We start from the raw sequence: 25736 nt of genomic DNA, 5'->3' as shown, positions 1-25736 counted from the left end.
TTCTTTTTTAACTAGTACGATATCTTTTACTTTCACATGACTATTTGATAGCATGAATTTTGAGTTTCGTTCTAGGTTTTGTTTTAGCACTTATTAGACACTTTTAAAAGTTATTCAGATAAATGATTTGCATCCATCTAAGACAAACAAGCATATCTACAAAGGTATGCTTGTTTCGTTATGTAATGAAGTTCTTGCCTCTTAATAAAAAATTAAAGCATAACTATTTTACTGCATCTTACATGTTTCCTTTAGAATACATTGATCATTTATTTATTTTATCCTTTTAATGGTTTAAAAACCCAAAAACGAGTACCTATATAGTTTAATCCAACGCTTATAATTGTTACTAAAACCTTGCTGTAAGGAAGTGGTATGTTAAATTTATAGTGAAACAAAGTTAACAAGAAAGATGTAACAATTAAAGTGAAAACATTCAACACAGTAAACTCGAGAAATTCATGCTTCCTTCTTTTCCCCTGTTGTTGAAACGTCCATGTTTTATTTAAAAGATAACTGTTTAATACACCACACCCATAAGATACGCATTGAGCTATTATATAATATACGCCTAAATAAGATAAGAAAGAAAAAACAAAAAAATCAATAGCTGTATTTAATCCCCCCACAATACAGAATTTTAAGTAGTGAATGCTTTCTTTATTAACAACGTTCTTCATAAAAAACACCTTCTCGAAATTTTCTTGCTGCTTTTTCCTTCATTTTACATGAACAAATCTCTTACGCTCATGTCGAACACTTTATTAATTAATATTACTTAAAAGAGTCTTATTGTTGCATAAACAAGGGTGTTTTTTTAACCTTTGAGAAGATATTAATGGTATGGAATATATGGTTGAAAGTGAGTTGAAATAGAAGATGAGTATTTCTGAATTTAAAGAGGCTATTATAATTGAAGGAGATTCTGTAGTTGATCGAATGGAGAGTCTATATAAATTAGTTCACGAATGTATGGGTAAAAAGGATTTAGAGAACCTTGTATTAATTACACTGACTCAAATCGCTTTTTGTCACTACTTGTTAGGTATAGAAGTCGATGAAAATTGCCGACTTGCTTCTTTGATTACTATTGTAAACGAGCATTATGATGTTAATTATAAGCTTAGTGATTTAGATATAAGCTTTTAATCTTTTTAAATTCAAATGTTGATATAGGTGACATAAGTGTAGTCCAAGTATTAGTAAATACTTTTTTAACTTAGAAAAAGGAAGAATGGATTCCCATTCTTCCCTAAACCATCACTTTATAATATTGTCTTAGAAACGTCCTCCGCCAAGTTGTTACTCAGCCATTTGTACAAGAAGCTTGGTGAATTCCTCACCTAATGATCCGTTTGCACATGAAATCCTATCAGTACCAAGGTTTATACCAAATTCATTAGCAATTTCGTATTTCAATTATAAAATATACTGCTTTTATACGTGGATTTTCCTGTACTGATACTCCAAAATGGAACAGCTTACCTTTTAATGCGACGTTTTTTATTTATTGATGTCTAAATTTTTCAATTTCGTCCATTTTTACACAAAATATCCAATTAGTGAACCTTCTATTTTTTGAACAAGAGTAATTTAAATTTTACTCCTCTCTTTCCAGACAATAGCATAGTTGGATAGAACCAAAAGAGAAAGCTTGTTACAATGGTTTAACTTACTTCCTTCATGCAGTCAATTTAAACGAATCGAACATCAATCATATACTATGTAGCTACTGCAGTAAGTTGGCTGTCCATTCAAAAATGAAGAAGAAACATACTGAATAGCCAAAGGATATAAATATTCTTTGGCTTTTTAAAGGGACTAACTTAATATTATTAGTCTACATTTTATAAAAAATATTCCTGACTTTTAACTAGTTAAAAGTATTTTGCCCTTAATTTTAGAATTAAGAGCTTTTTTTACATCTGAAAGAGGATATTGAACTTTGGGTTTTGTTAATGTTAACTTTTTCTCGTGAACAAATTGTATAAGCTGATAAAATGTTTCGTGCCATTTACGTGTAGAGACTTTTTGGTTCCAATGACGTAAATGAAATATATTTGTATTTATTTTATTGTTATTCATAATTTCTACCCAATCGACAGGTATTCCTGATAAAAGACCTATCGTCAAAAATATTCCATTTGGACTGACACAATAGGCTAAGTTTGTACCAGATGGTCCACCAATAGAGTCAATTGCTGCTTTGGCTCCACGACCATTCGTCAATTCCATAACCGTATCGTAGAGTGGCGTCATCTCTGTATTAATTACATATGAAGCACCAAGTTGAGTTAATTCCTCTGTGTAGATATTATTTCGCGTTACTGCAATCAAACGAAACCCTAAAATACGGGAGAATTGAGCAAAAATACGACCAATAGAAGAACCGCAGGCATTTACTATTAGGTCATCCCCTGGTTTTAACGCTAATACTTCCGTACAAATCACCCATGCTGTAATAGGGTTGATATAAAGCTGTGCTGCTATGTAATCCTCTAGATAATCTGGAACAATAATGGCTAGTTCAGCTGACGTTTTTACAAACTCCTGCCATGTACCTTCACCTCGTAATGGTAATACTCGTTTGCCAAGAAACCATTTAGAAACAGATGGACCAACCTCTTCTACGATACCAACTCCTTCATATCCCGGAATGGCAGGTAAAGAAATCCGATTTGAATAGGCCCCTCGAATAGGAATTAAATCAGATGGATTGATTGGTCGAGTTTTCATTCGTACTAGCACTTCACCAACCCCAGGATCTTTCACTTGTTTATTTTCTATTTGTAGAACTTGTTGAGGTTCTCCGAATTCATAAAACTTAATGCTTGTTGCTTTCAAGATAGATAGCCTCCTTTAGTTTGTTTACTTATATAGTTATATTGTACAACCTCTTCATTTCTAGTTCTTATAACAACTATTACAGATAGCTTGAAAGGAATTTCAGTTGGGGTTTTAATTCATATGATTTGGGTGCATATCTCGAATTTTATTAAACTATAAACAAAAATATATAATCCATACCGCGCAAAAATAATATTTAATTAACAAGCTGATTTATTTCGGATCAAAGCCAATACTAATGTCTAGCATCAAAAACAATGACTGCATTTAATAAAGGAATTTAGATATCTGAGGAAGCGTATATATATCTTTAACTCTATTTATTTTTCAACCAGACCCATGACAAACGGAGTAAGGTCACTCAATTTTTCTTTATCGCTAAGGATCCTCAAAAAAACATTGGAGACATGTTCAGGTATAGGTGTTTGACTATCTACAGTTGCTGTCAAAAAATAATATAAAAAATCAAAATGATTTTCTCTTCTCATGGCATCAATTAAATAATAAGCATAAAGATTATTATTCAATAGTTTCCTTCTTAAAATCATTCCAAAATCATACAACTCATTAGCAGTTGTATTCACCAGCTCTTCCTCCTTCTAAGCTTTATAAGGATGAAAATTGAATTTACATAGGATTACTTGTATAAGATTATAAACACATTTGATGCATCTACTAGATATAAAAAAGGTTTATAACAGCAATAGACGACCTATTCATTCGGATTAGAAACGTGAGGTCGCCTACATTATTTTCATATTCATTTTTTATCCTTTCAATTTGCTTTATCAATAGATTTATTCTTCTATATTTTCATCTTCTAACTGCCTTGGACTCTCATCATGACATTGATTAAATAAATAAGTAAGGTACGAATGAAGTTCAAATCGGTCCTTTTGAATAAAATCAAACCATATTTGTTTGTTTTCTCTCATCATTCCTTCTCCTTTTTTATTTCATTTCTTTATCTTTACGATTTCCTATCTAGTAACCTTTTACACGTACAAAGTGACCAATTGAAAAGAAACTGAGAAAACTCTTTACTAAATTAAAATTAATAAATATCTTCAATACCGGATAAGCGAATAAAAAAAATATTTTGTTTTTCATCTTTTAAAGACAGTGTCTGTTCATGAAGGTTAAGATTGTAAACACGACCTTTACATGTTTGTAGTGACCCATTTTCATAATAATGAACCGTAACTGCCCCATTTTTGATTAGCTTTTTCAAAAACATAGATTAACCCTCCTTTTAACAAATGAATTGCAATTAGCAAAAATCTACAAAGATAGATCCCGGATTGCCGGATTAACTATTTGATACTCTGTTTCTAACTCATGTAAGGTTAATTCATAAAGCTGTTTGTTTCCTTTTTTGTAGATTCCTAAATGGATTAAAGAGTCTATAATCGAGGTTTTTTTACGTTGTATATCAGAGTAGATTTGTTCACTCATTATCCCACCGCCTAACTTTAGAATGGTCTTTGGTATGATTGTCAAATTACTTTAATTCATTATAAAGCTCGCTAGTTACAAGAAAATGAAAATGAAGTAAAACTAATGTAATAAATAAGTAAATTCGATTAGATAAGTATATATGTGTCCTATCTATTTACTTTAAAATTAGTTGTTTATCGCATCGACCCATAATAAAAAATGTCCCTATGACTTTCACTTTTAAGGAGTTCCTTTTCACAGTCCTTGGATTCTTCTCTCAAGCGATTCTAAAACACAAAAGATTGTATTCATTATTCACTGCAATAACTCCCCATAAAAACTAACATTAGGTATATTATGGTATCCTTTTTTGATTAATGAAATACTTTCTACAAAACTTCCTTTAAACTTACATAAAATCACAAAGTAAGACTAAATAATCTCACAGTAGGTGATGAGTATAGAGTATATACTTTTCTTTATATATTGGGTATTAGACTAGTCACTTATATTTTTCACGGGATGGAAGAGAGGGGAAGAGAAGAGAAGTCTTATCCACCCAACATAAAAATTTAGAGTAATCCATCATTGCTATGTTAGAATACGAACGATATGTTTTTCCTTTACAACGAAGAGTATTTAAGAAAAAACATCTTATAAATCATTTAACTAAATATAAAATTGAAAGGCCTGATTAGCTTGGCTAAATTGTTTTCTGCTCACATCGGTCCTCTATATTTTCCTGCAAGCATTCTTTTAATAATCCTTTTATTTATCTTCTTTCTATGAGAAAAAGAAACAGATATAAACCAAGTGGAGTAAAAAGAGGCATTAAGAATTATCTGTAAGTAAACCCTATCGTCAGTATTAATGGTAGGAAAAATAAGGTTTCCAGACGGGTGGATTCATTGAGTCGCCCTCAATCTCTTCAAAGCTGAGACGAAATTGCAATGAATAAAGCGTGGAACCTTCCAAATCCGAGGATAAATGTTTATGCGTATATTCTAAAGTTTTTAGTAAAAGGCTCAGTCCCCAAACCAGAGACTTCAAATGTGCTATTAGATCATGATTTGACATATAAAAAGTAGCTCCTAATATAAATACCTAAAGAAATCTTACGTATTACGTAAGATTTCTTTAGGTATTTATTCAAATTGTTTCTATCCATTTTTACAAATGAGCCAGCTCTTCAGATAGTTTCTTTAATTTAGCTTTTAGCTGTTCTTTTTGGCCTTCCAGATCTGCAACTGCAGTCAAAGCTTCAGGATTCTCGGGTTCTTCTTTAAGTTGTTTTACCATAGCGATAAGGGACTCTGAGACTTTTATCAAATTTTTGTTCACTTCATCTTGCTTTTTAAAATTAATAATTTCACATTTCTTCTTTTCGATATTATTCATCAACCTACTTCCTTTCTTTCAATATGTAACTGGAAATCAACTCCTTAATCTTTTAAAAGCCGATAATAAATATGACAAATAAACCGATTTAACCATGCAGTATGTGAAAATGATGGTCATAATCTGACTTACTAAAGGGAATGTAATCAAAGGTTAATTAAAGAGAACCTACTTAAGAGGTCCTCTCTTATATTTGTGACATTAACCTGCTTTTGTTGCAATTACTAGTACACGTCCTTGGTCTAATTCCCTTTCATATTGCTGAGCTTCTACGTCTGATAACCCTAAAGAGTGGATTTTAGAACGTAATTCATCCCCACGGGATCGGAACACGTTGGCCATTAAATCAAATGCTCCTCGTTCTGAAACACCGACATCGTTCGTCTCTAATGCTTCCGTTAAGTCTTTAGAACGATTTTTATCATGAGCTAATAAATATACTTCGTCTTTTGTGTATCCTCGATTTAGAAATTGTTCAATTACTTCTTTTGCTTGAATTCCGTTTTCTACTACTCTTACATTTTTCATAAAACAACCTCCTTTTATATTTAAATAATATGTACCCATTTCTAAGAGATAAAAATCATTTTTATACTCAACAATAAAGTTTAAGAATCGTACTGTAGGTTCATCCAACCTATGTTTCAGGTCATCTATTAAGTTACTTTCTTCCCCTTAAAATCTAAAGCTGTAGGGATTAAAACTCAGGATTACGTTTTGGAAGAGAGTGTACGGGAATGAAATTATATAAGACAGCTATTAAATAAAGGAGGAATTGTTATGAATATAACAGAAGTAATGACCTCAAATGTTGAGAGCTGTAACCTTAAAAGTTCTTGTGGTGAGGTAGCTACTATGATGAAGAAACTAGATGTAGGGATTATTCCAATTTGTGAAGACGATAAGCTAATAGGACTAATAACGGATCGTGATTTAGTTGTCAATGGATTAGCCAATAACCTAAATGCTAATACACAAATATCTGAAATGATAACTAAGGATGTCATTTCTGGTACAAAACAAATGTCCGTAGAGCAAGCCGCAGAAATCATGTCTCAGTACCAAATACGCAGGCTTCCCATTGTAGAAGATGGAAAACTTATTGGAATGGTTTCTTTGGGTGATTTAGCAGTAAGTAATGCTTTAAATAAAAAAGCAGGGAAAGCTCTTGAGGACATTTCAGTTCCTGCTGAACCTAATAAATAAAAGTCAGGAGACTTTATATAAGTAGTTTCTTTTCCAATTAAAAGCACATACTTATGAGGAAGGAGTAGGTATTATACCTGTTGGAACAGATTCAACAAGCTTTAGTTCGGAAGTAATTAATGCTGTACGCAAAGTTAAGGAAAAGGACTTACATTATGATGTAACACCTACCTCTACCATAATTGAAGGAGACCTTGAACAGTTATGGCAAGTAGCAAAAGACATACACCAAGAAGCAATCTCAAGTGGTCCTAATCGAATTATCACGAACATACGTATTGATTATCGAAAAGATAAGAAAACAGATATGAACCATCAAATAGACACTGTAGAGAATGCATTAGACTAGTTTTTAACACTTATTCAAAATTTATAAACCTAATTAAAAGAACCTTGATATATATACGAAAAAAAGATAGCAATTAGTATTTACTCATTGAGGAGTGACCCTTTCACTGCCCTTTTATCTTATTCGAAGATGGGATTCTTGATTTAGGAGGAGATAAAAATGGAACGAACTGCAAAGAGAGTTGTAGGAGTATATAAGTCAGAGCAAGAAGCTATTGCAGCTGTAGAGGACCTAAAAGCACAGGGATACGCTACACGTGACATCTCCATCATTGGAAGAGATAGTAGAGAAGTAGATATGGTAACGGAAGAAACAGGTACCGAAGTTGTTGACGGAATTACAACGGGTGCGCTAACTGGTGGAGCACTTGGAGGGTTAACGGGCTTATTGGCAGGAGCTGGTGCACTTGCTATCCCAGGAATAGGACCAATTGTTGCTGCAGGACCAATTGCAGCTGTGTTAACTGGCGCTATAACGGGCGCAGGAGTAGGAGGTTTAACAGGGGCTCTTGTTGGAATAGGTATTCCTAAAGAGGAAGCCGAATACTATGGTAACTCAGTTAAAGAAGGAAAAATTCTAGTGCTTGTGGATGAAAAGGAAAAGTTCGGCCGAAATAGGGAGCAAAAGCCACCTTTGTCGGGAAGAATTCTTTAAATCCGAATAAAAATAAAAGGATGGTTCACTGTTTATATAAAGGATGAATATGTAGAAGATTATCTGTTAAAGGTTGTATACAATATGGGGCTGACGAGGATTGGAAGACTTAGTAGTAAGTTAACCTAAAACGTTGGCTGTAAAAAAGGTCTGTATCTATTTTGATACAGACCTTTTTCACAATGTTTATCGAATTTTTTTCTTTTAAAATGTAGTAGAAATCCGTTCAAGCTTCTTGTAATGAATTCAGATTGTCATGACAACTAAATTATTTTGCTGTGAACATTTGCAAACACATCTGGCTATCTTATAAAATAAGGGTAAGAAATAAGAAAGATAGGAAGACGAATCCATGTCCACAAAATTAGTGAATTTACGAATTGATTTCGCTTTTAAACAATTATTCGGTACCAAAGGTAGTGAGGATATCTTAACAGGTTTTTTAAACGCTGTTTTAGAAAAATCTCTAGAAGCACCAATTACATCTCTTCAATTGGAAGACCCACACCTTCACAAGGCCTACGAAGACGACAAGTTATCTATTTTAGATTTACTAGCTACATTGAATAACGGGACACAAGTGAATATTGAGATACAGCTTCGTAATACGCATGATATGGTTAAACGCTCTTTATATTATTGGAGCAAATTATATACTTCACAAATGCAAGAGGGGATGCCTTATCGGGCCTTACGAAAAACTATTACCATCAATTTATTGGATTTTATTTTATTTTCTTCAGATGAAGAATTTCAAACGACAGGTCAGCTGTGGGATACAACCAAGCAACGCGTTTTAAGTGATGATATTGAAATTCATTTTGTAGAAATTCCAAAGCTTGTGAAACAGTGGCGGGAAGAAAAAGTCAACCCGTGGGAAAATGTATTCGTTCGTTGGATACTATTATTACCGGCTCATGAAGATGAACATTTAACACAAACATTGGAGGAGATTGCCATGAATCAAGATCCAATTTTACAAAAAGCGATGGATAAATGGGAAAATATGAGTCACGATTCTTCTTTCCGAAGCGCATATGAAGCGCGTGAAAAACTATTGCTGGATGAGCAAGCTAAATTAGCCCATGCTCGTGAAGAAGGACTAGAAGAAGGGAAAATTCAATTGATTCGTAACATGTATGAGAATGGTATGCCTTTAGATGATATTGCAAAATTCACCGGATTAAGTATAGAAGAAGTAGGAAGAGTAATACGATAATATAGAATATATTAAACAGATAGATAAGTTATGCTATAATAGCGTTGGGAATGATACGTGAATAATCTAATGTATTCAACGTAGCAAAGAGCCACTTGTCTTATACAAGTGGCTTCTACTTATCTACTCGGAAAAATGACGAGAACTCTCGTTATGAACTAATATACATAGCAATAAGGCCTCACAAGGGAAAATCATTTATGTTTAAACGATATAAGCCTCCATCAATGTTGATGGGGGCTTCTTTATGTTATGCACGTGTTTTTTTAACTCATAGAAAAAAAGAAGAATGGGCATCATTCTTCCTTTAGCCATGATTCTACAATTGTCTTAGAAACGTCCGCCGCCAAGTTGTTGCTCAGCCATTTGTACAAGACGCTTTGTAATTTCGCCACCTACAGATCCGTTTGCACGAGCAGTTGCATCAGGACCTAGGTTAACACCAAACTCGCTAGCGATTTCATATTTCATTTGGTCAATTGCTTGTTGAGCACCATATACTAATAATTCATTTGTGTTGCTATTTTTATTGTTTGCCATTTTATCCAGCTCCTTTATTGTTTGTAACTTTAACATGTGTAAAAGGAGAATCAGTTATTCATAAAATGAAAAAAATTTCAAACTATTACTTAGCTTATGAATTCGTATAGAAAAAGTGACTACTTAATGAGGAAAATTAAATCTCTTTGTTAAATGATATCTAATTGTTATAGCTCTTAAAATAAAAAGCAAGCTAATTTATAAAAGGATAGGCTTTAAAGAAAGAGCTAAGACGACATTTAAAGACAAGTTTCACTATATATTACCTGATTAAAGAATAAAATTTCTTGTGTTTCTAAACGTAAAAACAAACCAAGTCAGTAGGTTTTTTGATTGTGATGTTGACTATCTTTAATGAGATATTGTTGGAACTTCATATGTGAATATAAGTACTGTTTAATTCTAATAATTGTTGATAGATGTAAGTTTTTGTAGATAATTAAATTGTTCTCACATCTTGAATATTTATCCTACATCAAGTACAATGAGTTGAATATAAGTTCAACTTAAAAGATGAGGTGTGTAGAAATGAAAATTTCACGTTTTAATAAAGATTGCGGAAACTCTGTTGATATGAACATCATGGATGGATATCTATTTGATTTTCCAACAAATGTAGTTGAACTGCAAAAAGAAGCTGCAGATTCTTTTTTTACAGATGCGGTTACAGCTCCAGAAGAATTTAAGAAGCGTATTTTACTTTCCACAACTATTCAGGGAGAAGAGAAAGAGCGCTATTTCTTGGTCGGTGACATTGCCGCAAGTCAATTACTTGCCAACAATCACATTAATAAATTACATAATAAAATTACAAGCCATATTCCATACATCACCTTTTTAGCTGCAATCTCGTATTATCATGCGTTACATGCGAAGGATAAAAAGGATAACACAGTTGAAATTGACTATTTTTCTACGATGTTACCAATCTGGCTTCTTAAGAAAGAGAGCACGTTTGGGGCTGCTCAAAAAGCAATGGCTAATCGCTTCTTAGGCGACCATACGTTTACCGTGCATACGCCTGGTTTTGAAAATACGTTAAAGGTAGTAGTAGAAGAAAGTGCATGCTTAAAAGAGGGGGAAAGTGCACGTTTTGCGTTAAAAAAAGACTTAACGCTTGAAGATCGTGAAGATGCGAATGAGTATGTAGAATGTGAAACAGTTATGGTGGACATTGGTGGTGGTTCCATTGACGTAGTTATTCTACCTGAAGGGTTGAAAGCTGCCAATAGTCGTGAATCATTCCAAAGCATTGAAGGCATTCCTTATTTAGCGCATATTGATAAATTGCGTAAAGAGAAATTTCTAGAACTGTTTACAGACTTACGTGCCTTTGATCAATTTATTCTTGATAACTATAGCAAGCAAAAGTTTGTATTAAAAAACGAGAATACAGGTGAATCCATTGATTTAACAAGTACAATCAAGTCTTCTCTTCGAGAATATGTGGAAATTTTATTGGCTAAATTAAATGATGTCGCACCACCACCAGCGAATAAAGTGCGTAAATATGTGTACTGCGGCGGGGTAGCTCCTACTTTAGAAGTTGCTATTATGAATAGTATGCGTGAAAAAATTGGAGAAGAACGTACGGAAAAGTATCATAAGGTTCCTCAAGATAGCCGTCACTTAAATTTATTTGGCTTGGAAATTCGTAGCATTGGTTACGTTCAGAAGAAGCAAGCAGCAGAGAAAAAAGCCGTTAAATCCTAACAACGTAGGTGATAAGGATGTCAGAACGCCAAAATGCGTTTACCATTAAGACAAATCGATTGAGTGATGAAGTGTACAATAAACTGGCTACATATGCTAAATCGCGTAAGTTAGGAGATTATATTTCATCTTTAATTCTACGTGATCTAGATGATGCATCTACTGGAAGAAAAGCAATGGAAGACAAAAAAACCTACGAGATGTTTGAACATATCAAGAATGAACTAGCTGATTTAAAGGCATTAGCCCAAACAACAGGTTTTGTAGGAAGCGATTCCTTCAAAGAAGAAGAGCCTTCAAAGGTTCCTCAACTGAAAGAAGGAAAAGTCGCAGATCTAGAGAATATATCTGGTTCATTAGACGATGATGACTTAGAAGAATATAGCGACTTTTAAACAGTAAAACCACTAGAACCCATTCTAGTGGTTTTCTTTTTGTGGTTCACTCTAAATCGTGAGGTAACAGATACTAGCTTTTTATGATAATCAAAGTAAAATGCTTTGTATAAAAACAGCTATAAATTTTTAAATTCAACTTTTTTAATGATTTTTTTGTCTATGCATTTTATCATTCATGTGAAAAAGCCCCTAACCAATCTAAAGGCTGAATGTGTCAGATTACATATTTCTCAAATAAAATAAAAATTCTCTTCATATAAACAGTCGTCATCTCATATGCTTGAGTATAGTTTTTTTCTGGATAGACTGATAGATAACTATAAATAAACCATTAAGTATATTTTAGATCAATCCATCATATGCTCATAAATTATTTGATTTCTAAAAGAAAACTACATGGCCCCCACCATGTAGTTTTAAATAAAAAATCATCATTTTGCGTAAATGTGGTATAGAAGATAAAATCCAATTACCACAATTGCTAGAAACAAACATGATTTTAAGATTTTCATTTCAGGCAGAGAAAAAACTTCGCTTATAGTGGAATTTGGATGTTCCAATGCATGTTTCCAAATTCCCCATAAGCAACTTCCCAACATTGATAAAATTAAAACAGCGAAAATACTTTGGACAGTAAAGTTCTTGAGAAATTCCATACTACATTCCCCTTTCCTAGAAAGGTTGCTCTGTATCGCTAAATCAGTGATGTCATGTGCAACTTAGCTAGTATTATTTGTATACGTACAATCTATGCATCTCTGACAACATATATGATTACTACTGATAAATGTCTTATTCAGCAAAAAGAACCATCGTAAATCCGATGGTTCTTTTTGCTGAATATTTTATTATTTACGTTTGGTCATTTGTATCTGAAAAATTTGCGTTTCTTAAATACCTGCTCTTTGGAGTTCTTCTTTAAATGATTCTCCTTCTTTTAGTTTAAGGATTCTCTTTGAACCGTCACGTAACGTGTAGACTCTAAAATTGTACATGAACGTACCTCCACCCAAATAATTGATTCTTGCACACGATTTCTTCAGGAATTAAGCCAAGCGAACATCAATTAGCTCGCTTAATCTCATTTTATTCTTTAACTCAAATACGTCATCAATGAAAATAAATAAATTCCCAAGAGAATCAACAAACTGAATAAATCCTGTCTCTGTTATGCATTGTCCTTTCTTATAATAGGTAAGGTACACTTGTTTATTTGTATGTAAGGCTTCAATCAAGGTGAAATTGATTTGTTCCATTTGCTCTTCTGTTAAAACAGGTTGAGCTACTTCTGCTTGCTTATTTATCATTTCTTTTAACCCTATGTATTGCTCTGGCATTGTAGCAAAAGGGCGCCATTTTTTCATTCCTCTAGTTTCCATCTCTTTTTCCTCCTTACGCTTTATGGCCACCTATAAGGCCGTTTCGATAATGAGCTGTTGAATAAGGAAGGTGACTAGATGCACGTAGTACACTATTCTTTCCATAACGTAGCCTAACGATTAAAGCAGACTTTTTATAATAAGTTATAAATAAAGAAGAAGCTACCCTTGGTAACTTCTTTTAAGTTCTAATATGTGTGTTTAATCAATGTCTCAAGGAATAGGAGGGACCAAGCAGCTTACTCTTCATGTTTAATTTAAGAGCAAGACTGTTAGGTGAGACTTTATCAAAACGAAATATCTATATGCCTTGGAATAGGCTGTAAAGATTAGTACTTGGACTCATAAGGAACCTCTCCTTTTTATTCCATAATATACCACAAAATGATAAAGTTATAGAATGTGCATTCTACTTTGCTTATACTTTTAATTTCAGGGGGAGGACATATGAAATACATGAAACATAAAATTGCTTTATTAGCAGATGTCCATGGAAATGCAACTGCTTTAAAAGCAGTTATAGAAGATTCAATTCAAGAAGGTGTCACTGATTATTGGTTTTTAGGAGATTTAATCATGCCCGGTCCTGGAGCGAATGAATTATTTGAAATGTTAGATAGTATTAAAGTTTCTGCTTATGTTAAAGGAAACTGGGAAGACAGTTTCCTTGACGTACTGAATAAGAATATTGATTTTGATAACGCTACGGATATCTATGTTTCCAGGTTAGTACAATATCATTGCAAAAATTTGGATGAAAACTATATTAATCTTATTAAGAACTTGCCGTTACATCTAACAAAACAAATTAATAATTTATCTATCAGTGTTAGTCACAATCTACAAAATAAAAATTATGGAGGAGATTTATGGCCCACTAATGACCAGAAAAACTTTGATGAGTTATTTAAGCATGATTATGATGTTGCGATTTATGCTCATACTCATCACCAATTGTTACGCTATAGCAGCAATGATCAACTGATTATTAATCCAGGAAGCATTGGCCAGCCTTTCTACATAGGAGACAAGTTACGTTCTGATCTACGTGCTCAATATGCAATTCTTGAAATTGACGAAACAGGAGTTGCTGAAGTGAGATTTTAAAAAATCTCCTATGACGTGAAAGAGGAAGTAAACAATGCTATTAGTAATAATCTTCCTTTTGTGGACCTATATCGAGAAACGCTCGAGACAGGAAAAACTTATTCCCATGAAATTGAACTATTACAAAAGTTCATCTATAGATTTAATTACAAAGACGAAGTAATTAACTTTTTTGAAAAGAAATATTGGTGATTAAGGGAGAGGATATAAGCCTTTTTCAGCTGATGATAGGCTATTTGATAAGTGCTTATGATGTTCGATAATTAGACATTGTATATAACAAAAGGGAAATGCATATTAGATATGTCAAATATGTATTTCCCTTTTTGTTATAGGATTTTTATAATTTAAGTCTTGATAAAACCTTTTAATTGTTTACGTGTTTTGAATTTATATATTTTGTATGGCATAATTTTCTAGAGTAAAAGGAGTGAAGATATGCAGAAAATATTAATTGTTGAGGATGATCCCAAAATTGCGGAGCACCTTCAGTCGTATATAGGGAAATATGGCTTTAATACTATTGTTGTGGAGAATCTTGATGATGTGATGGAAGAGTTTCATAGGCAGAAACCAGACCTCGTATTATTAGATATTAACCTTCCTAGCTTTGATGGTTTTTACTGGTGCAGGCAAATACGAAAAGAGTCTATATGTCCTGTTATATTTATATCTGCGCGAGTAGGAGAGATGGATCAGGTGATGGCACTTGAAAATGGCGGCGATGATTTTATCACAAAGCCGTTTCATACTGAAATTGTAATGGCGAAAATTCGCAGTCAACTTCGCCGCGCCTACGGTGAGTATGCCTCAAAATTTCAAGAACGAATTTTAGAGATCCAGGGATTAAAGCTGTTCCCAGAAAGATTAGAAGTGTCATTTCGTAATAAAACAATCCTGCTGTCAAAAAAAGAAACGGATATAATTGAAAGTTTATTAGAACGACATCCTCGTATTGCAGGTCGTGAAGACTTGCTAGAAAAACTATGGGATGAACAAGTCTATGTGGATGAAAATACGCTAAATGTAAATATTGCAAGAGTAAGAAAAAAATTTGAGGAAGTTGGACTTTCAGGTTTAGTAGAAACAGTTAGAGGTGCTGGCTATCGTCTAATCGTTAACTGGTGAAGGGTTGAAATAAAATGAAATTATTCCTTAGAGAGCATGTTTTTTTAATTGCAGTACAAATCATACAATTTTTCGTAGTTCTTTCCATCTATTGGCTTGATGGTTATCGCCACCTCCTTCCAGCCTTCTATGCAATCTTTCTTGGACTATTTTTTCTCACAGGTTATCTTGTTTACCACTATTTAAGCAGGCGGAAGTTTTATAAGAGAATAACAAACGAACTTTCTTCTTTGGATGATTCCTTCCAAACAACAGAAGCTTCTCCAATTTCACAGGCGCTTGATCATTTGCTAAAGGATCAGTACAAGCATTATCAAACAAAGATAAAAGTGCTGGAGTCAAAACAAGAGGAACACTTAAAGTTTATGGATCAATGGGTTCATCAAATGAAAACACCCCTTTCCGTTATTGAGCTTATCGCCCAGAATTTAGACGAACCTGACTCTTCGAGTATTCGTGAAGAGACGGACCGAATGAAAACAGGTTTAAACACCATCCTTTACATGGCAAGACTTCGGACCATCGAGCAGGATTTTCATATCAAACCTGTAAACTTGTCTAAAATGATCAAGGATGTAAATGGTGAAAATAAACGATTTTATATTCGGAACCAGGTATATCCGAATGTCTTACAGCAGAATCAAGAAATGGTCGTAGAGACGGATGAAAAATGGCTGTTTTTCATTCTTTCACAACTGATTAATAATGCAGTGAAGTATTCTAAAGGGAAGAGCAATAGAATTGATATTACCATTTTTGAAAAAGAAGGAGAGGCTATTTTAGAGGTGAAAGACTTTGGCGTTGGGATTCCTGAAACGGATAAGCGCCGTGTGTTTGACCCCTTTTATACAGGTGAAAATGGAAGGAAGTTTAGAGAATCTACAGGTATGGGTCTATATTTAGCGAAGGAAGCAGTCAATCATCTTGGTCATCGACTTGAATTTGAATCCCAAGTGGGTCAAGGGTCAGCCTTTCAAATTATTTTTGGCAAAACACAAAACCTTACAAGAGTGTAAGATAAGTGAAAGGAAAATCGATTTTTTGAAGATGCCATAAAAGATATACTAATCACAAGTCAAGTGTATGGAGAGGAGAGCTTGTGATGCTAAAAGTAAAACAAGTGAGTAAGATTTATGAAGGAAAAATTGCCTATCGTGCGTTAACGGATATAAATTTGACTATTGACGATGGGGAATTTGTAGGGATTATGGGTCCATCAGGAAGTGGAAAAACAACGCTTCTAAACATGATTGCTACTATTGATGAACCAACGACAGGAGAAATCCTAATCAATGAAAAGAACCCTCATATATTAAAAAAAGACGCGTTAGCAAAATTTCGCCGCCGTGAATTGGGTTTCGTCTTTCAAGACTTTAATTTACTTCATACCCTAACAATTGAAGAAAATATTGTCTTACCATTAACATTGGACGGAAAAAAAGTGAGCGAAATGAAGGAAAAGGCATATGAAATCGCTGGAAAGTTAGGGATTACGGGCATTATGGAAAAAAGAATCTATGAGATATCTGGTGGACAAGCACAAAGAGCAGCTGTGGCGAGAGCAATGATTCATACTCCTAAGCTTCTACTTGCAGATGAGCCAACAGGAAATCTTGATTCTAAATCTTCAAAAGATGTGATGGAAATGCTTGAGTTTATCAATAAAAACGAGAAGACAACAATGATGCTTGTTACACATGAGGCGCAGGCAGCGAGCTATTGCGATCGTGTCATCTTTATTCGTGATGGTAAGTTCTATTCAGAGATACATCGTGGTGATAATCGTCAGGCCTTTTTCCAAAAGATTATAGATACACTTTCTTTATTGGGAGGGGATGCACATGACCTTTCGGCAGTTCGCGTTTAACAACGTTATACGTAATAAAAGGTTATATGCAGCCTATTTTCTTAGCAGTTTATTCACAGTCATGGTCTTTTTTACCTTCTCTATTTTTGCTAATCATCCTGTATTAAGCGAAGATGATATGAGCTCAAGTGTAACCACAGGAATGAATGCAGCAGCAGGAATTATTTATGTGTTTTCCTTCTTTTTTGTCTTATATTCTATGAGCTCGTTTTTACAATCTCGAAAAAAAGAATTTGGTTTGTTAATGATGCAAGGTATGTCAATGAAACAAATTCGTTTGATGGTGTTTTTAGAGAATATGCTTATTGGTTTTTTAGCAACATTAGGAGGTATACTTCTTGGCCTTGTTTTTGCGAAGGCTATTTTACTACTAGCTGAAAATGTATTAATTATTGAACATGCCCTGTCTTTTTACTTTCCAGTTAAAGCAATTATAATTACTTTTATCTCTTTTATAATTTTATTTTTCTTTATTTCCCTATTTGTTACGTATGTTCTACGTAGTAAAAAGCTGATTGAATTGATAAAAGGCAATAAAATTTCGAAGGGTGAGCCAAAAGCGAATCTTTTTTTAACGTTGTTAGCTGTGCTTTTATTAGGATTAGGGTATGGTGGTGCCTTATTAGTAAAAGGAGTAACGGTTGTAGTTGCAATGGTTCCAGTTATTATCGTTGTTTGCGTTGGCACTTATTTGTTGTTTACGCAACTAAGTGTGTTTATTATAGGGAGACTAAAGAAGAATGAGCGTGTATTTTGGTTTAAAACCAACATGTTGCTATTTTCGGACTTAGCCTTTCGTATGAAAGACAATGCGCGAACTTTTTTCATGGTAGCTATGGTTTCAACCGTCGCATTTTGTGCAATTGGTTCTTTATTTGGATTTCAAACCGTTCTGACTTCAAGCGTAAAATCTACTTATGCAGCTACATTTTCTTATAAGCCATCTAAAGGTAATGAAAAAGATAATGTTGCGTTTATAAATAAGACTTTAAAGGAAGAAAGCATTAAGGCAAATTCAGAGCACACAATGTTAAATTATTATAATGTTGACGGAGATAAAATACTTATTACTAACCAGTCTAATTTTAACAAATTTGCCTTACTTACTGAGGAAACTCCCGTTAGCTTAAAACATGAGCAAGTTATGGCTGTTGATTTTAACGGTACGAACCTTGGACCAAAAAGAGATTTATTAAATGAAACAATTAGATTAACGTCGGGTTCTTCTTTAAGAGCAAAGGAAATGATTCAATCGAAAGCCCTTCCTGTATCTGGTTCATACTATATTGTCTCGGATGAAGACTATAGTTATCTTCCTAAGCCAGAGGACAAGCAAAGTTATTATGCTTGGCAAGCCCAAAGTGGAGAAGACGGGGTAATGGCAGCTTCTGAAAAGCTATACAAGAAACTACCTAGATCTGAGATTACAGCAGTAGATTATGAAATATACCAAATGATGAAAGGCTACGGTCCCATCTTATTTGTTGGACTATTTATTGGGATTGTCTTTTTTGTATCAGCTGGTAGTTTTCTATACTTCCGACTTTATATGGATCTGGATGAGGATAAACAAAAGTTCAAATCTATATCAAAAATGGGATTAACTAACAAAGAGCTAAAAAAGGTATTAAACAGGCAAACCATGATGCTGTTTTTCGTGCCGATAATCGTAGCGCTTATCCATGGTGCTGTAGCTCTTACGGCCTTATCACACTTGTTCTACTTTAATCTATTTAAGGAATCCGTTATTGTTCTAAGTGTTTTCCTATCTATTCAGATTGCCTATTTCTTTATTGTACGCTTTTTCTATACAAAGCAGATTAAGGCGTCGATTTAAAGTCAATATGAATATAAAAGAGAAAAAGCCAGACAATAACTCTTAAATTCCTAAACAGTATGAAAAGAAGCGTGTATCTAAGAGAAGATACACGCTTCTTTTTTTTGAATTTAAATAAGTTTGATTATAGGAAGTAGACTTTTCAATCTATTAGTTTGCTAAAAGCGTTCATAAAACTACATGCATTTTAAAGAACGTTCGTAAATTGTTTTTAAATTTAAACAAACGTCGAGAATGATAGATTTTTTATACAAACACACAGTCCGTAAAAGTATACTTTTACGGACTGTGTATTTGACTTTATTTCAAAACATTAAAGGTGTAAACATTCTATTATTCATTATTTTTTTCTTTGTCAGGTATATTCTTAAAAATATTTTCTCCTGGATCAAATCCCTCTGGTCTCCAATAGTGTTCTTCGTACTTACCTTCTTCAAATATCTTTCTAAGATAACTGATAGCATCAAACCATGTACTAAATACTAAAAATGAATAAGGAAGGCTACCTTCATCATTCCATACAATCCACTTATCTTCTTTAGATTGTGTAACAAGGTAAGAAGCATCGGGAGGCATTTTGAATATCTCATATGTATTCTCAAGGACATCATCCCAAGAGTTAAAGCCTAATTCTTTAGCAAAAGTTTGATATTCCTTTAAAAATATATTTTTTACGAACTTGAAAATATGCCCCATCATCTAGTCCCCTTTCTTTTACTTAAATATCAAGTAGTCGGTCATTAATTTGTACTACTTTTGAGTCTTCTGGGAAAGTTGAGCACACTTCTTGTATAGATGAATATCTATCCTCATTTGAATACAAGAAAAACCCTGCTCCATCATGGAAAATAGTTATGAATGTAGTATTTCCTTCCGTTTTAAAAATAGGGATAGATACGTTTTTCCATCTGCCCCATTCCTTAACTCTCTTGAGCTCAAAATTTAAATTTTCAGAATAAGAAAGCGAATAAAATTCGTTCATATTAGCAAGGTAAAAGGTATGTTCTAATGCTAAGGATAATGTACGCGCATCTTTAATTGGTAAAGTAAAACATCTAGGGTGATAGGTAACCCGTTTAAAAAATGTATAGTAAGCTTGTTTTTCCTCTAATAATTCATACCTATATTCTATACCTAATTCATTAAATTCCTTTTCAAACTCCTCTGCCATCATATCATCACAAAGGAATGTAAGATATAAAGGATACCTATCCTGCTTAATTAAGAAAGCGAGTAAAAAATCCCTTTGTTCATCCCTATCGTCAACGCTTTCCATTGTTTCAGATATAAAGTAAACAGAATCAATAGGTCCTTCCAATTGAACATAATGCCCCACCATTTCATCAAACTCCGCATTTAAATGTTCCTCTTGAATCCAAATCTCACTCATATAAAACCTCCTTCACATATAAGAGACCTGCATAAGCTAATAATTTTTCTTATTTGGCTTTAAAGATTTGTTGCATATTGTATAGAAAAATAGTTAAGGTTCAGATTTGTTGTCTAAAACAGCCGTGCAAATAACATCTGGAGGAGTAGTAAAGTCCTTTATGTACAAGAGCAAAATAAAAAGCCACCCAGTATTTGCAGGACAGGTGGCTTTTCACTATTAAAATGCATGTGCAAAAATATAATAACACATTATTTCCATATAGACTATATTTTACCGTACAAGCATATGTATAGAAGGTGTACTTTTTATACATCTTTAGGTCATTCATACCTACGGTAAAACCCGTCATATCAAGGATGTATAAAAAGCTGCATATTGCAGAAATCGTAGCCTGACTAGAACCTTTGCCTACCAAGGGTTCTCTTTTTTATGTCTTCCGGAAAGAGTGATTATGTTAACTAGGATTGTATATGATATACAGCGTAGAAAGAGAAAACCTCCTCATGCGAATAAGGGAGGTTTTCTCTTTTTTGAGATGTACGCTCTTGTTTTAAGGATAGATGCCTCACGGCGTCTTAGGTAGTTTGCTCGAATAATAATAACTTATTCATTTTTAAGTACTTTTGTTAGAAGTACTATCTGATTATGCAACTCGTTCTTAGTAGGTAAATGTCTACAGTTATCATAATCTGCAATTAGACATTTAACCTCCCTATAGAATAGGAAATGTTCATAGTTATCGAGCATATTTTCTCCTCCTGATGCTATCCCTATCTTTTATATGTACCCCTTCAACACTTTCTTCTAACACATGATTTCCGATAAATGACATTATGTTAAGTAAACTCTAAAGTACTTCATAAAAATTATTAGTTGTATATACGTTTGCTTTTATGTAGATATGTACTATGAGACTTACATAGAAGAAACTTATTACACAGGAATTCTATAAAAACTGTAGAAGATATTATGGGTAATTTATTTTATAAATATTTCCAGTTAAGGGTGGGGGTACTCGTGGGAAATGAGAAATTGATTGAAGTACTAGATAAGTTAATTGAAAGGTCGGAAAGGTGGTCTAAGGATGCAGAAAAAAGAAAGGATTTAAATAGCTCCATATTTTATGAGGGGCAAACCAAAGCTTTTGAAGAAATAAAACGAATGGTTAAAAGAGATATAGATAAATATTTACATTCCTAGAGTAAACTATTCACCTAATCAAATGGGTTTTTATAGGATACAACACAAGGCTTATTAGTAAGTGTATTTAAGAAAGGGTGAAAACATGAAAATTCATCACCTCAACCTAACGGTTACAGATGTCTCTGCTACTCAAGAATTTTTGGAAACTTATTTTGGTATGACATGCAGGGCAAAAAGGGGTAAAGGTTTTGCTATAATGCATGATGAAGATGGTTTTGTACTAACTTTAATGAAGGGAAGCGAGGTCAATTATCCAAAGACCTTTCATATTGGATTCCCCCAAGAAAATGAAGAGGCGGTAAATAAAATTAATCAAAGATTAAAAGAAGATGGATTTAATGTCGAACCTCCAAAACAATTACACGGTTATACATTTTACGTGGAAGCACCTGGAGGGTTTACAGTTGAGGTACTTTGTTAAACTATCAGAGCCTCTCTAATATATTTTTAGTGGTTCTGGTGTAAGAAATCCAATATAAATGGAGGAATATAAATGAAACACCTTATTGTATATGCCCATCCACATCCAGAAAGTTTTAATTATTCTATAATGGAAACCACTGTTCAAACCTTAGAGAACAAAGGTCATGAGGTTGTTGTGAGGGATTTGTATGCATTGGATTTTCAGCCTGTACTGAAACCTGAAGATACGGACGCTATGAAATCTGGTCATATCCCAGATGATATTAAAACGGAACAAGAATTCATTACTCAATCGGATGTAATAACATTTATATATCCAATTTGGTGGGCTGGTCTTCCTGCCATTATCAAAGGCTATGTAGATCGTGTATTTTCTTATGGCTTTGCGTATGCTTATGGTGAGGAAGGAATTATTCAGTTACTCAAAGGTAAGAAAGGTTTGATAATTAATACTCACGGTGCTCCCAAAGAGATGTATGACAAAATTGGAATGACAGCCGGGTTAAAAATCACTTCAGATGTTGGGATATTTGATTTCACAGGGATTGAACCTATAGATCATTTATTGTTTGGAAATGTCTCTGAACATCTTGAGGAGTCAGTGCTGAAGGAAATGCTAAAACAAATTGAAGAGAGAATAAATTCTATTTTTTAGAAAGATACAAATATCACTACAAATAAAAAGAGAGCCTTGCTTATTTTTAGGCTCTCTTTTTTATTTACTACTGATAATTCACACTATGTAAACTAACCATGTATATGTATATACAACTTAAAAATAGGTAAAATGCTTATTTTTACTAACTAGGTTTTGAGACTAGAATAGTTTCCCAAAACCAATAAACGATTGATGTACTAACTATATAAATATAGACCTCATAGTTTTTTATAAATGAAGTCAGGTTATATGTTAAAGTATAAAAAATATAGTAAACAATAGAAGATATTAATAAATAGCACAGTAAACTTATTATACTGAATCTGGGTAACTTTTTAGTTAAAAGCAGAGATGCAGGTAGTCCAAAAACTGTATATAAAATGACGTAAACTACTGTGCTTATAATTATGCTAACTGGCAATGCAGGTGAAACAAGATCTTCCACTCCGTATTCAGTAATTAAATACAATAAAGATAAGCAAATTGAGGATAGAAATGTAGTCAGTACATATTTTTTAATCATAAAAATTTTCTCTTTCTTTTGAGATATAAGTAGAAATCGAATGAAATGATTGTATAAATACTACACTTTATAATAAACCAAAATAATTGTTTGTTAACCCCAAATCCACCAATGGAAGCTTTTATTTCATTAAGCTGTGTGAAAATTAGATCGATGTCACTCTCATATGCTACAGTAAAAGATTTGATAACAAGCATGGTCATAATCACTGCTTCTACTGATACATAAAATACTTTTCTTAATATTCGAAGGAGTTGATCAATCTTTAGGTTTGGGATTTTATAAAACAACTTCATTTTTTTCTTTCGTCCTCTCACTTTATTTTTATAAACAATAAGCCCAAAAAGTAAAAGCATTTAACAATTTGAATAGACGCTTTTGTTAACTGAAGGGCAATCATAAAAATTTACCTCTCGTTCTACTAACTCCCCATTTCCCCTTCTACATAACGGATTCCAAAAAATGTGTAATAGGTAACACGGTAATTTTTAACTGACTTTTGTTTTACTGAGTCCCACTGGTGTCCATTGGGTTTAACCTCATAACCTTGCACCATGAATTTATCCAGTGGTCTAAGTGACCATTGATGAAACTCTTTTTCAAGTTGTTTCACTTGCTTTTTCTCTTCTGGCAAACTCAAAGAACTTGCTTCATTACTTGTTATTCTAGGTATACCAACAGCTAGAGAAATAATAACCACAATAAGGATTCCCCAACTCCAAAAACGCTTTTTCATATTGGATATTTCTCCCTTTTTGTTCTTATTATATTATATCTATTCATATAACACTAATTGATTATGGGGAGTGAACAAGGAACTATTCTGTAATTCTTTTTTTGTTGCTGAAATGGTGGTTATGTTAACTAACTTTGTATAGCATATACAGTCTGAAAACAAGAAAAGCCACTGGACCTAATCAGTGGCTTTTTCTGTACCCGTAAGGAATGGAGAGTTATTTTATGATGCCTCACGGCGTCTTGGGTAGTTTGCTCAAATTATTAGGTATTATTCATATAGACAATTACTACTTAGGTTCTATGAGTATCGATGAAGTTCCCTTATTTAAATAAAAAACGTCTGCAACATACATACAAATCATCTAGCATATATTTTCAAAGTAACTTTAACAAAGAATAGTATAGGAGGTGTCTGTTATGAAGTGGGTTACAAGAATTATCCAGGGACTATTAGTTATTGATTTTTTATTATCCGGAATTATGAAATTAACAGGTAATAATACGGTGGTGCAGGAATTTACAAAGGTCTACAATTTTTCACTAGGATTTATGTATACTATTGGTATTCTTGAAGTCTTGGGTGCACTTGGACTATTTATTGGTTATTGGAAGCCAAAACTTGCAATAGCTGCTTCTGGAGGAGTAGGGCTAATCATGATAGGTGCGATATTCACTCTTTTTAATGCAGGACAAGGATTGATGGCTCTAATGCCTTTAATAGTTCTTATTTTAAGCATTATTGTATTTATAAGAAATCAAGCAATTTTAAAGCAGAAATCAATAATTAAAGAAGGATAATTGATTATACAAATAGATATTTAAATATTCTTGTTTTTCAAACCCATATACATCAAACGCCCTTAGAATCATTAATTCTAAGGGCGTTTGATTCTTATAATCTACATTATGGTAACTAGAAAGTGACAGCATAAATTATATCAAATCTGACCCTACCCTAAGTATCAGCAATACTTTAAGCTATACATATATACTTGAAAATTATAGTTTAGATAACGAGGGGGATAACCTATGATAGCTTCACCAGAAAAAATTATAGAGTTAATTGACCAAGATCAATATTTAGAAGCATTCCCGATATTAAAGCAATTACGCACAGATTTAACAGAAGAAAGTTATTTAGAACTTCTAAAACAGATGAAACAAAATGGATACAAGCTTTTTGCCCTATATAATGAAAACAGAATTGTGGCATTAACGGGAGTGGGCTTACAATTAAACTTTTATAATAAAAAGTATGTCTTTGTATATGATCTAGTAACAGATGAAGAACATCGTTCCAAAGGTTATGGTTATAAACTATTAAGCCATATAGAGAAATGGGCTAAGGCAAACGGAGCTGAATTTGTTGCCCTAGAGTCAGGAATTCAACGAACCAATGCACACAGATTTTATGAGGAAAAACTTGACTATAATAAATGGTGCTATTCTTTCCGTAAATCGATATGAGACACATTCTTATAAATAGCTACCTGGATAAATAAACAATTGGTTACAGATAGGCCATATTTCTATATGGCTTATTTGTTTTTCAATATTATTGAGTACCTATAAGTGGTTTTATGGTGCGACAAGAAGTCGCTTTCTTACAGTGTAGCTAACGCTACTCATCTAGACGCACAGGTGATCTCCATCCGAAACGGCATTCTTGGTAACGAGTCTGTCGGTTGCATGAGGAAATGTGGAAACAGAGGACAAATG

30 protein-coding genes and 2 pseudogenes are annotated in these 25736 nt (G+C 33.3%); 17 read left to right on the top strand and 15 right to left on the bottom strand.

What is annotated here, in order from left to right:
* Window positions 1-278: 278 nt before the first annotated feature.
* Window positions 279-680, bottom strand: a complete 402-nt coding sequence (locus ACFX4R_RS27825) for a GtrA family protein (protein WP_377571415.1) — start codon at window positions 678-680, stop codon at window positions 279-281.
* 199 nt (window positions 681-879) lie between these two features.
* Between ACFX4R_RS27825 and ACFX4R_RS27820 the strand changes: the two genes are divergently transcribed.
* Window positions 880-1149 carry a hypothetical protein gene (locus ACFX4R_RS27820; RefSeq protein ID WP_377571412.1) on the top strand — a complete coding sequence of 90 codons (270 nt, stop codon included), beginning with the start codon at window positions 880-882 and terminating at the stop codon, window positions 1147-1149.
* Between the two features lie 153 nt (window positions 1150-1302).
* Here ACFX4R_RS27820 and ACFX4R_RS27815 read toward each other — a convergent pair.
* The 8 genes and pseudogenes from ACFX4R_RS27815 to ACFX4R_RS27780 form a co-directional block, all read right to left on the bottom strand.
* Window positions 1303-1419: pseudogene (locus ACFX4R_RS27815) on the bottom strand (small, acid-soluble spore protein, alpha/beta type); the annotation flags it as partial.
* Between the two features lie 450 nt (window positions 1420-1869).
* Window positions 1870-2844, bottom strand: coding sequence for a zinc-dependent alcohol dehydrogenase family protein (locus ACFX4R_RS27810; protein ID WP_377571409.1), 975 nt, complete (start codon window positions 2842-2844; stop codon window positions 1870-1872).
* 323 nt (window positions 2845-3167) lie between these two features.
* A complete protein-coding gene (locus ACFX4R_RS27805) occupies window positions 3168-3431 on the bottom strand; it encodes a hypothetical protein (RefSeq protein WP_377571406.1) in 264 nt (87 codons plus the stop codon).
* A gap of 213 nt (window positions 3432-3644) precedes the next feature.
* Window positions 3645-3782 carry a hypothetical protein gene (locus ACFX4R_RS27800; RefSeq protein ID WP_377571403.1) on the bottom strand — a complete coding sequence of 46 codons (138 nt, stop codon included), beginning with the start codon at window positions 3780-3782 and terminating at the stop codon, window positions 3645-3647.
* Between the two features lie 119 nt (window positions 3783-3901).
* The gene (locus ACFX4R_RS27795; RefSeq protein ID WP_377571400.1) at window positions 3902-4084 is read right to left on the bottom strand and encodes a YolD-like family protein; all 183 of its coding nucleotides are present in this window, start codon (window positions 4082-4084) and stop codon (window positions 3902-3904) included.
* Window positions 4085-4128: 44 nt separating this feature from the next.
* The gene (locus ACFX4R_RS27790) at window positions 4129-4302 is read right to left on the bottom strand and encodes a Fur-regulated basic protein FbpA (RefSeq protein ID WP_377571397.1); all 174 of its coding nucleotides are present in this window, start codon (window positions 4300-4302) and stop codon (window positions 4129-4131) included.
* Window positions 4303-5454: 1152 nt separating this feature from the next.
* On the bottom strand, window positions 5455-5682 hold the full coding sequence (locus ACFX4R_RS27785) for a hypothetical protein (protein WP_377571394.1): 228 nt from the start codon (window positions 5680-5682) through the stop codon (window positions 5455-5457).
* Window positions 5683-5883: 201 nt separating this feature from the next.
* The gene (locus tag ACFX4R_RS27780; RefSeq protein ID WP_377571391.1) at window positions 5884-6210 is read right to left on the bottom strand and encodes a YflT domain-containing protein; all 327 of its coding nucleotides are present in this window, start codon (window positions 6208-6210) and stop codon (window positions 5884-5886) included.
* 252 nt (window positions 6211-6462) lie between these two features.
* Here ACFX4R_RS27780 and ACFX4R_RS27775 point away from each other — a divergent pair, with 252 nt between their 5' ends.
* The 4 genes from ACFX4R_RS27775 (at window position 6463) to ACFX4R_RS27760 (ending at window position 9110) form a co-directional block, all read left to right on the top strand.
* Complete coding sequence (locus tag ACFX4R_RS27775) at window positions 6463-6888, top strand: CBS domain-containing protein (RefSeq protein WP_377571388.1); 426 nt, start codon at window positions 6463-6465, stop codon at window positions 6886-6888.
* 70 nt (window positions 6889-6958) lie between these two features.
* Window positions 6959-7237 carry an MTH1187 family thiamine-binding protein gene (locus ACFX4R_RS27770; RefSeq protein ID WP_377571453.1) on the top strand — a complete coding sequence of 93 codons (279 nt, stop codon included), beginning with the start codon at window positions 6959-6961 and terminating at the stop codon, window positions 7235-7237.
* Between the two features lie 159 nt (window positions 7238-7396).
* Window positions 7397-7891, top strand: a complete 495-nt coding sequence (locus ACFX4R_RS27765) for a general stress protein (protein ID WP_377571385.1) — start codon at window positions 7397-7399, stop codon at window positions 7889-7891.
* 352 nt (window positions 7892-8243) lie between these two features.
* Entirely contained in the window at window positions 8244-9110 is an 867-nt protein-coding gene (locus ACFX4R_RS27760) for an Rpn family recombination-promoting nuclease/putative transposase (RefSeq protein ID WP_047934286.1), read from the top strand.
* A 330-nt stretch (window positions 9111-9440) separates the two neighbouring features.
* On the opposite strand, the gene ACFX4R_RS27755 is transcribed toward ACFX4R_RS27760, so the two are convergent.
* Entirely contained in the window at window positions 9441-9650 is a 210-nt protein-coding gene (locus ACFX4R_RS27755) for an alpha/beta-type small acid-soluble spore protein (protein ID WP_047934289.1), read from the bottom strand.
* 528 nt (window positions 9651-10178) lie between these two features.
* Here ACFX4R_RS27755 and ACFX4R_RS27750 point away from each other — a divergent pair.
* On the top strand, window positions 10179-11363 hold the full coding sequence (locus ACFX4R_RS27750; RefSeq protein ID WP_195694602.1) for an Alp7A family actin-like protein: 1185 nt from the start codon (window positions 10179-10181) through the stop codon (window positions 11361-11363).
* A gap of 17 nt (window positions 11364-11380) precedes the next feature.
* Entirely contained in the window at window positions 11381-11758 is a 378-nt protein-coding gene (locus tag ACFX4R_RS27745; protein ID WP_318619137.1) for a hypothetical protein, read from the top strand.
* Window positions 11759-12807: 1049 nt separating this feature from the next.
* Here the strand turns inward: ACFX4R_RS27745 and ACFX4R_RS27740 are convergent.
* Window positions 12808-13140, bottom strand: coding sequence for a YolD-like family protein (locus tag ACFX4R_RS27740; protein ID WP_377571379.1), 333 nt, complete (start codon window positions 13138-13140; stop codon window positions 12808-12810).
* Between the two features lie 456 nt (window positions 13141-13596).
* Here ACFX4R_RS27740 and ACFX4R_RS27735 point away from each other — a divergent pair.
* From ACFX4R_RS27735 to ACFX4R_RS27715, 5 genes and pseudogenes are all read left to right on the top strand, one after another.
* Window positions 13597-14439, top strand: a pseudogene (locus ACFX4R_RS27735) (metallophosphoesterase family protein).
* Window positions 14440-14685: 246 nt separating this feature from the next.
* Window positions 14686-15375, top strand: a complete 690-nt coding sequence (locus ACFX4R_RS27730) for a response regulator transcription factor (protein ID WP_377571376.1) — start codon at window positions 14686-14688, stop codon at window positions 15373-15375.
* 14 nt (window positions 15376-15389) lie between these two features.
* Entirely contained in the window at window positions 15390-16391 is a 1002-nt protein-coding gene (locus tag ACFX4R_RS27725) for a sensor histidine kinase (RefSeq protein WP_377571373.1), read from the top strand.
* A gap of 86 nt (window positions 16392-16477) precedes the next feature.
* Window positions 16478-17242: an ABC transporter ATP-binding protein gene (locus tag ACFX4R_RS27720; protein ID WP_377571370.1), complete on the top strand. Its 765-nt coding sequence runs from the start codon at window positions 16478-16480 to the stop codon at window positions 17240-17242.
* The gene (locus tag ACFX4R_RS27715) at window positions 17217-19079 is read left to right on the top strand and encodes an FtsX-like permease family protein (RefSeq protein WP_377571367.1); all 1863 of its coding nucleotides are present in this window, start codon (window positions 17217-17219) and stop codon (window positions 19077-19079) included. The genes ACFX4R_RS27720 and ACFX4R_RS27715 overlap by 26 nt, the downstream gene beginning before the upstream one ends.
* Window positions 19080-19412: 333 nt before the next feature.
* Here the strand turns inward: ACFX4R_RS27715 and ACFX4R_RS27710 are convergent, their stop codons facing one another.
* Both ACFX4R_RS27710 and ACFX4R_RS27705 read right to left on the bottom strand, forming a co-directional pair.
* Entirely contained in the window at window positions 19413-19778 is a 366-nt protein-coding gene (locus ACFX4R_RS27710) for a hypothetical protein (protein WP_241771348.1), read from the bottom strand.
* A gap of 19 nt (window positions 19779-19797) precedes the next feature.
* Complete coding sequence (locus ACFX4R_RS27705; protein ID WP_377559155.1) at window positions 19798-20469, bottom strand: hypothetical protein; 672 nt, start codon at window positions 20467-20469, stop codon at window positions 19798-19800.
* A 1020-nt stretch (window positions 20470-21489) separates the two neighbouring features.
* Between ACFX4R_RS27705 and ACFX4R_RS27700 the strand changes: the two genes are divergently transcribed.
* The 3 genes from ACFX4R_RS27700 to ACFX4R_RS27690 all read left to right on the top strand — a co-directional run bounded on the left by ACFX4R_RS27700 (window position 21490) and on the right by ACFX4R_RS27690 (window position 22753).
* The gene (locus tag ACFX4R_RS27700) at window positions 21490-21672 is read left to right on the top strand and encodes a hypothetical protein (protein ID WP_074898160.1); all 183 of its coding nucleotides are present in this window, start codon (window positions 21490-21492) and stop codon (window positions 21670-21672) included.
* A gap of 85 nt (window positions 21673-21757) precedes the next feature.
* Window positions 21758-22096 (top strand): VOC family protein, encoded by a 339-nt coding sequence (locus ACFX4R_RS27695; RefSeq protein WP_377571363.1) that lies wholly within the window; start codon window positions 21758-21760, stop codon window positions 22094-22096.
* Between the two features lie 72 nt (window positions 22097-22168).
* Window positions 22169-22753, top strand: a complete 585-nt coding sequence (locus ACFX4R_RS27690) for an NAD(P)H-dependent oxidoreductase (RefSeq protein ID WP_377571361.1) — start codon at window positions 22169-22171, stop codon at window positions 22751-22753.
* Between the two features lie 145 nt (window positions 22754-22898).
* Here the strand turns inward: ACFX4R_RS27690 and ACFX4R_RS27685 are convergent, their stop codons facing one another.
* Both ACFX4R_RS27685 and ACFX4R_RS27680 read right to left on the bottom strand, forming a co-directional pair.
* Window positions 22899-23279: a UPF0715 family protein gene (locus ACFX4R_RS27685; protein WP_074898156.1), complete on the bottom strand. Its 381-nt coding sequence runs from the start codon at window positions 23277-23279 to the stop codon at window positions 22899-22901.
* A 421-nt stretch (window positions 23280-23700) separates the two neighbouring features.
* Entirely contained in the window at window positions 23701-24015 is a 315-nt protein-coding gene (locus tag ACFX4R_RS27680) for a hypothetical protein (RefSeq protein WP_377571358.1), read from the bottom strand.
* 419 nt (window positions 24016-24434) lie between these two features.
* On the opposite strand from ACFX4R_RS27680, the gene ACFX4R_RS27675 reads away from it, so the two are divergent.
* Window positions 24435-24815, top strand: a complete 381-nt coding sequence (locus ACFX4R_RS27675) for a DoxX family protein (protein WP_377571355.1) — start codon at window positions 24435-24437, stop codon at window positions 24813-24815.
* Between the two features lie 231 nt (window positions 24816-25046).
* Window positions 25047-25484, top strand: a complete 438-nt coding sequence (locus tag ACFX4R_RS27670; protein WP_116327370.1) for a GNAT family N-acetyltransferase — start codon at window positions 25047-25049, stop codon at window positions 25482-25484.
* Window positions 25485-25736 lie beyond the last annotated feature (252 nt).

The sequence above is a fragment of the Priestia sp. YIM B13490 genome, from assembly GCF_042787735.1.
In the GTDB taxonomy this organism is placed as follows: domain Bacteria; phylum Bacillota; class Bacilli; order Bacillales; family Bacillaceae_H; genus Priestia; species Priestia megaterium.
The sequence above is the reverse complement of the archived record's forward strand: the minus strand, read 5'-3'. Positions and strand labels throughout refer to the sequence as shown.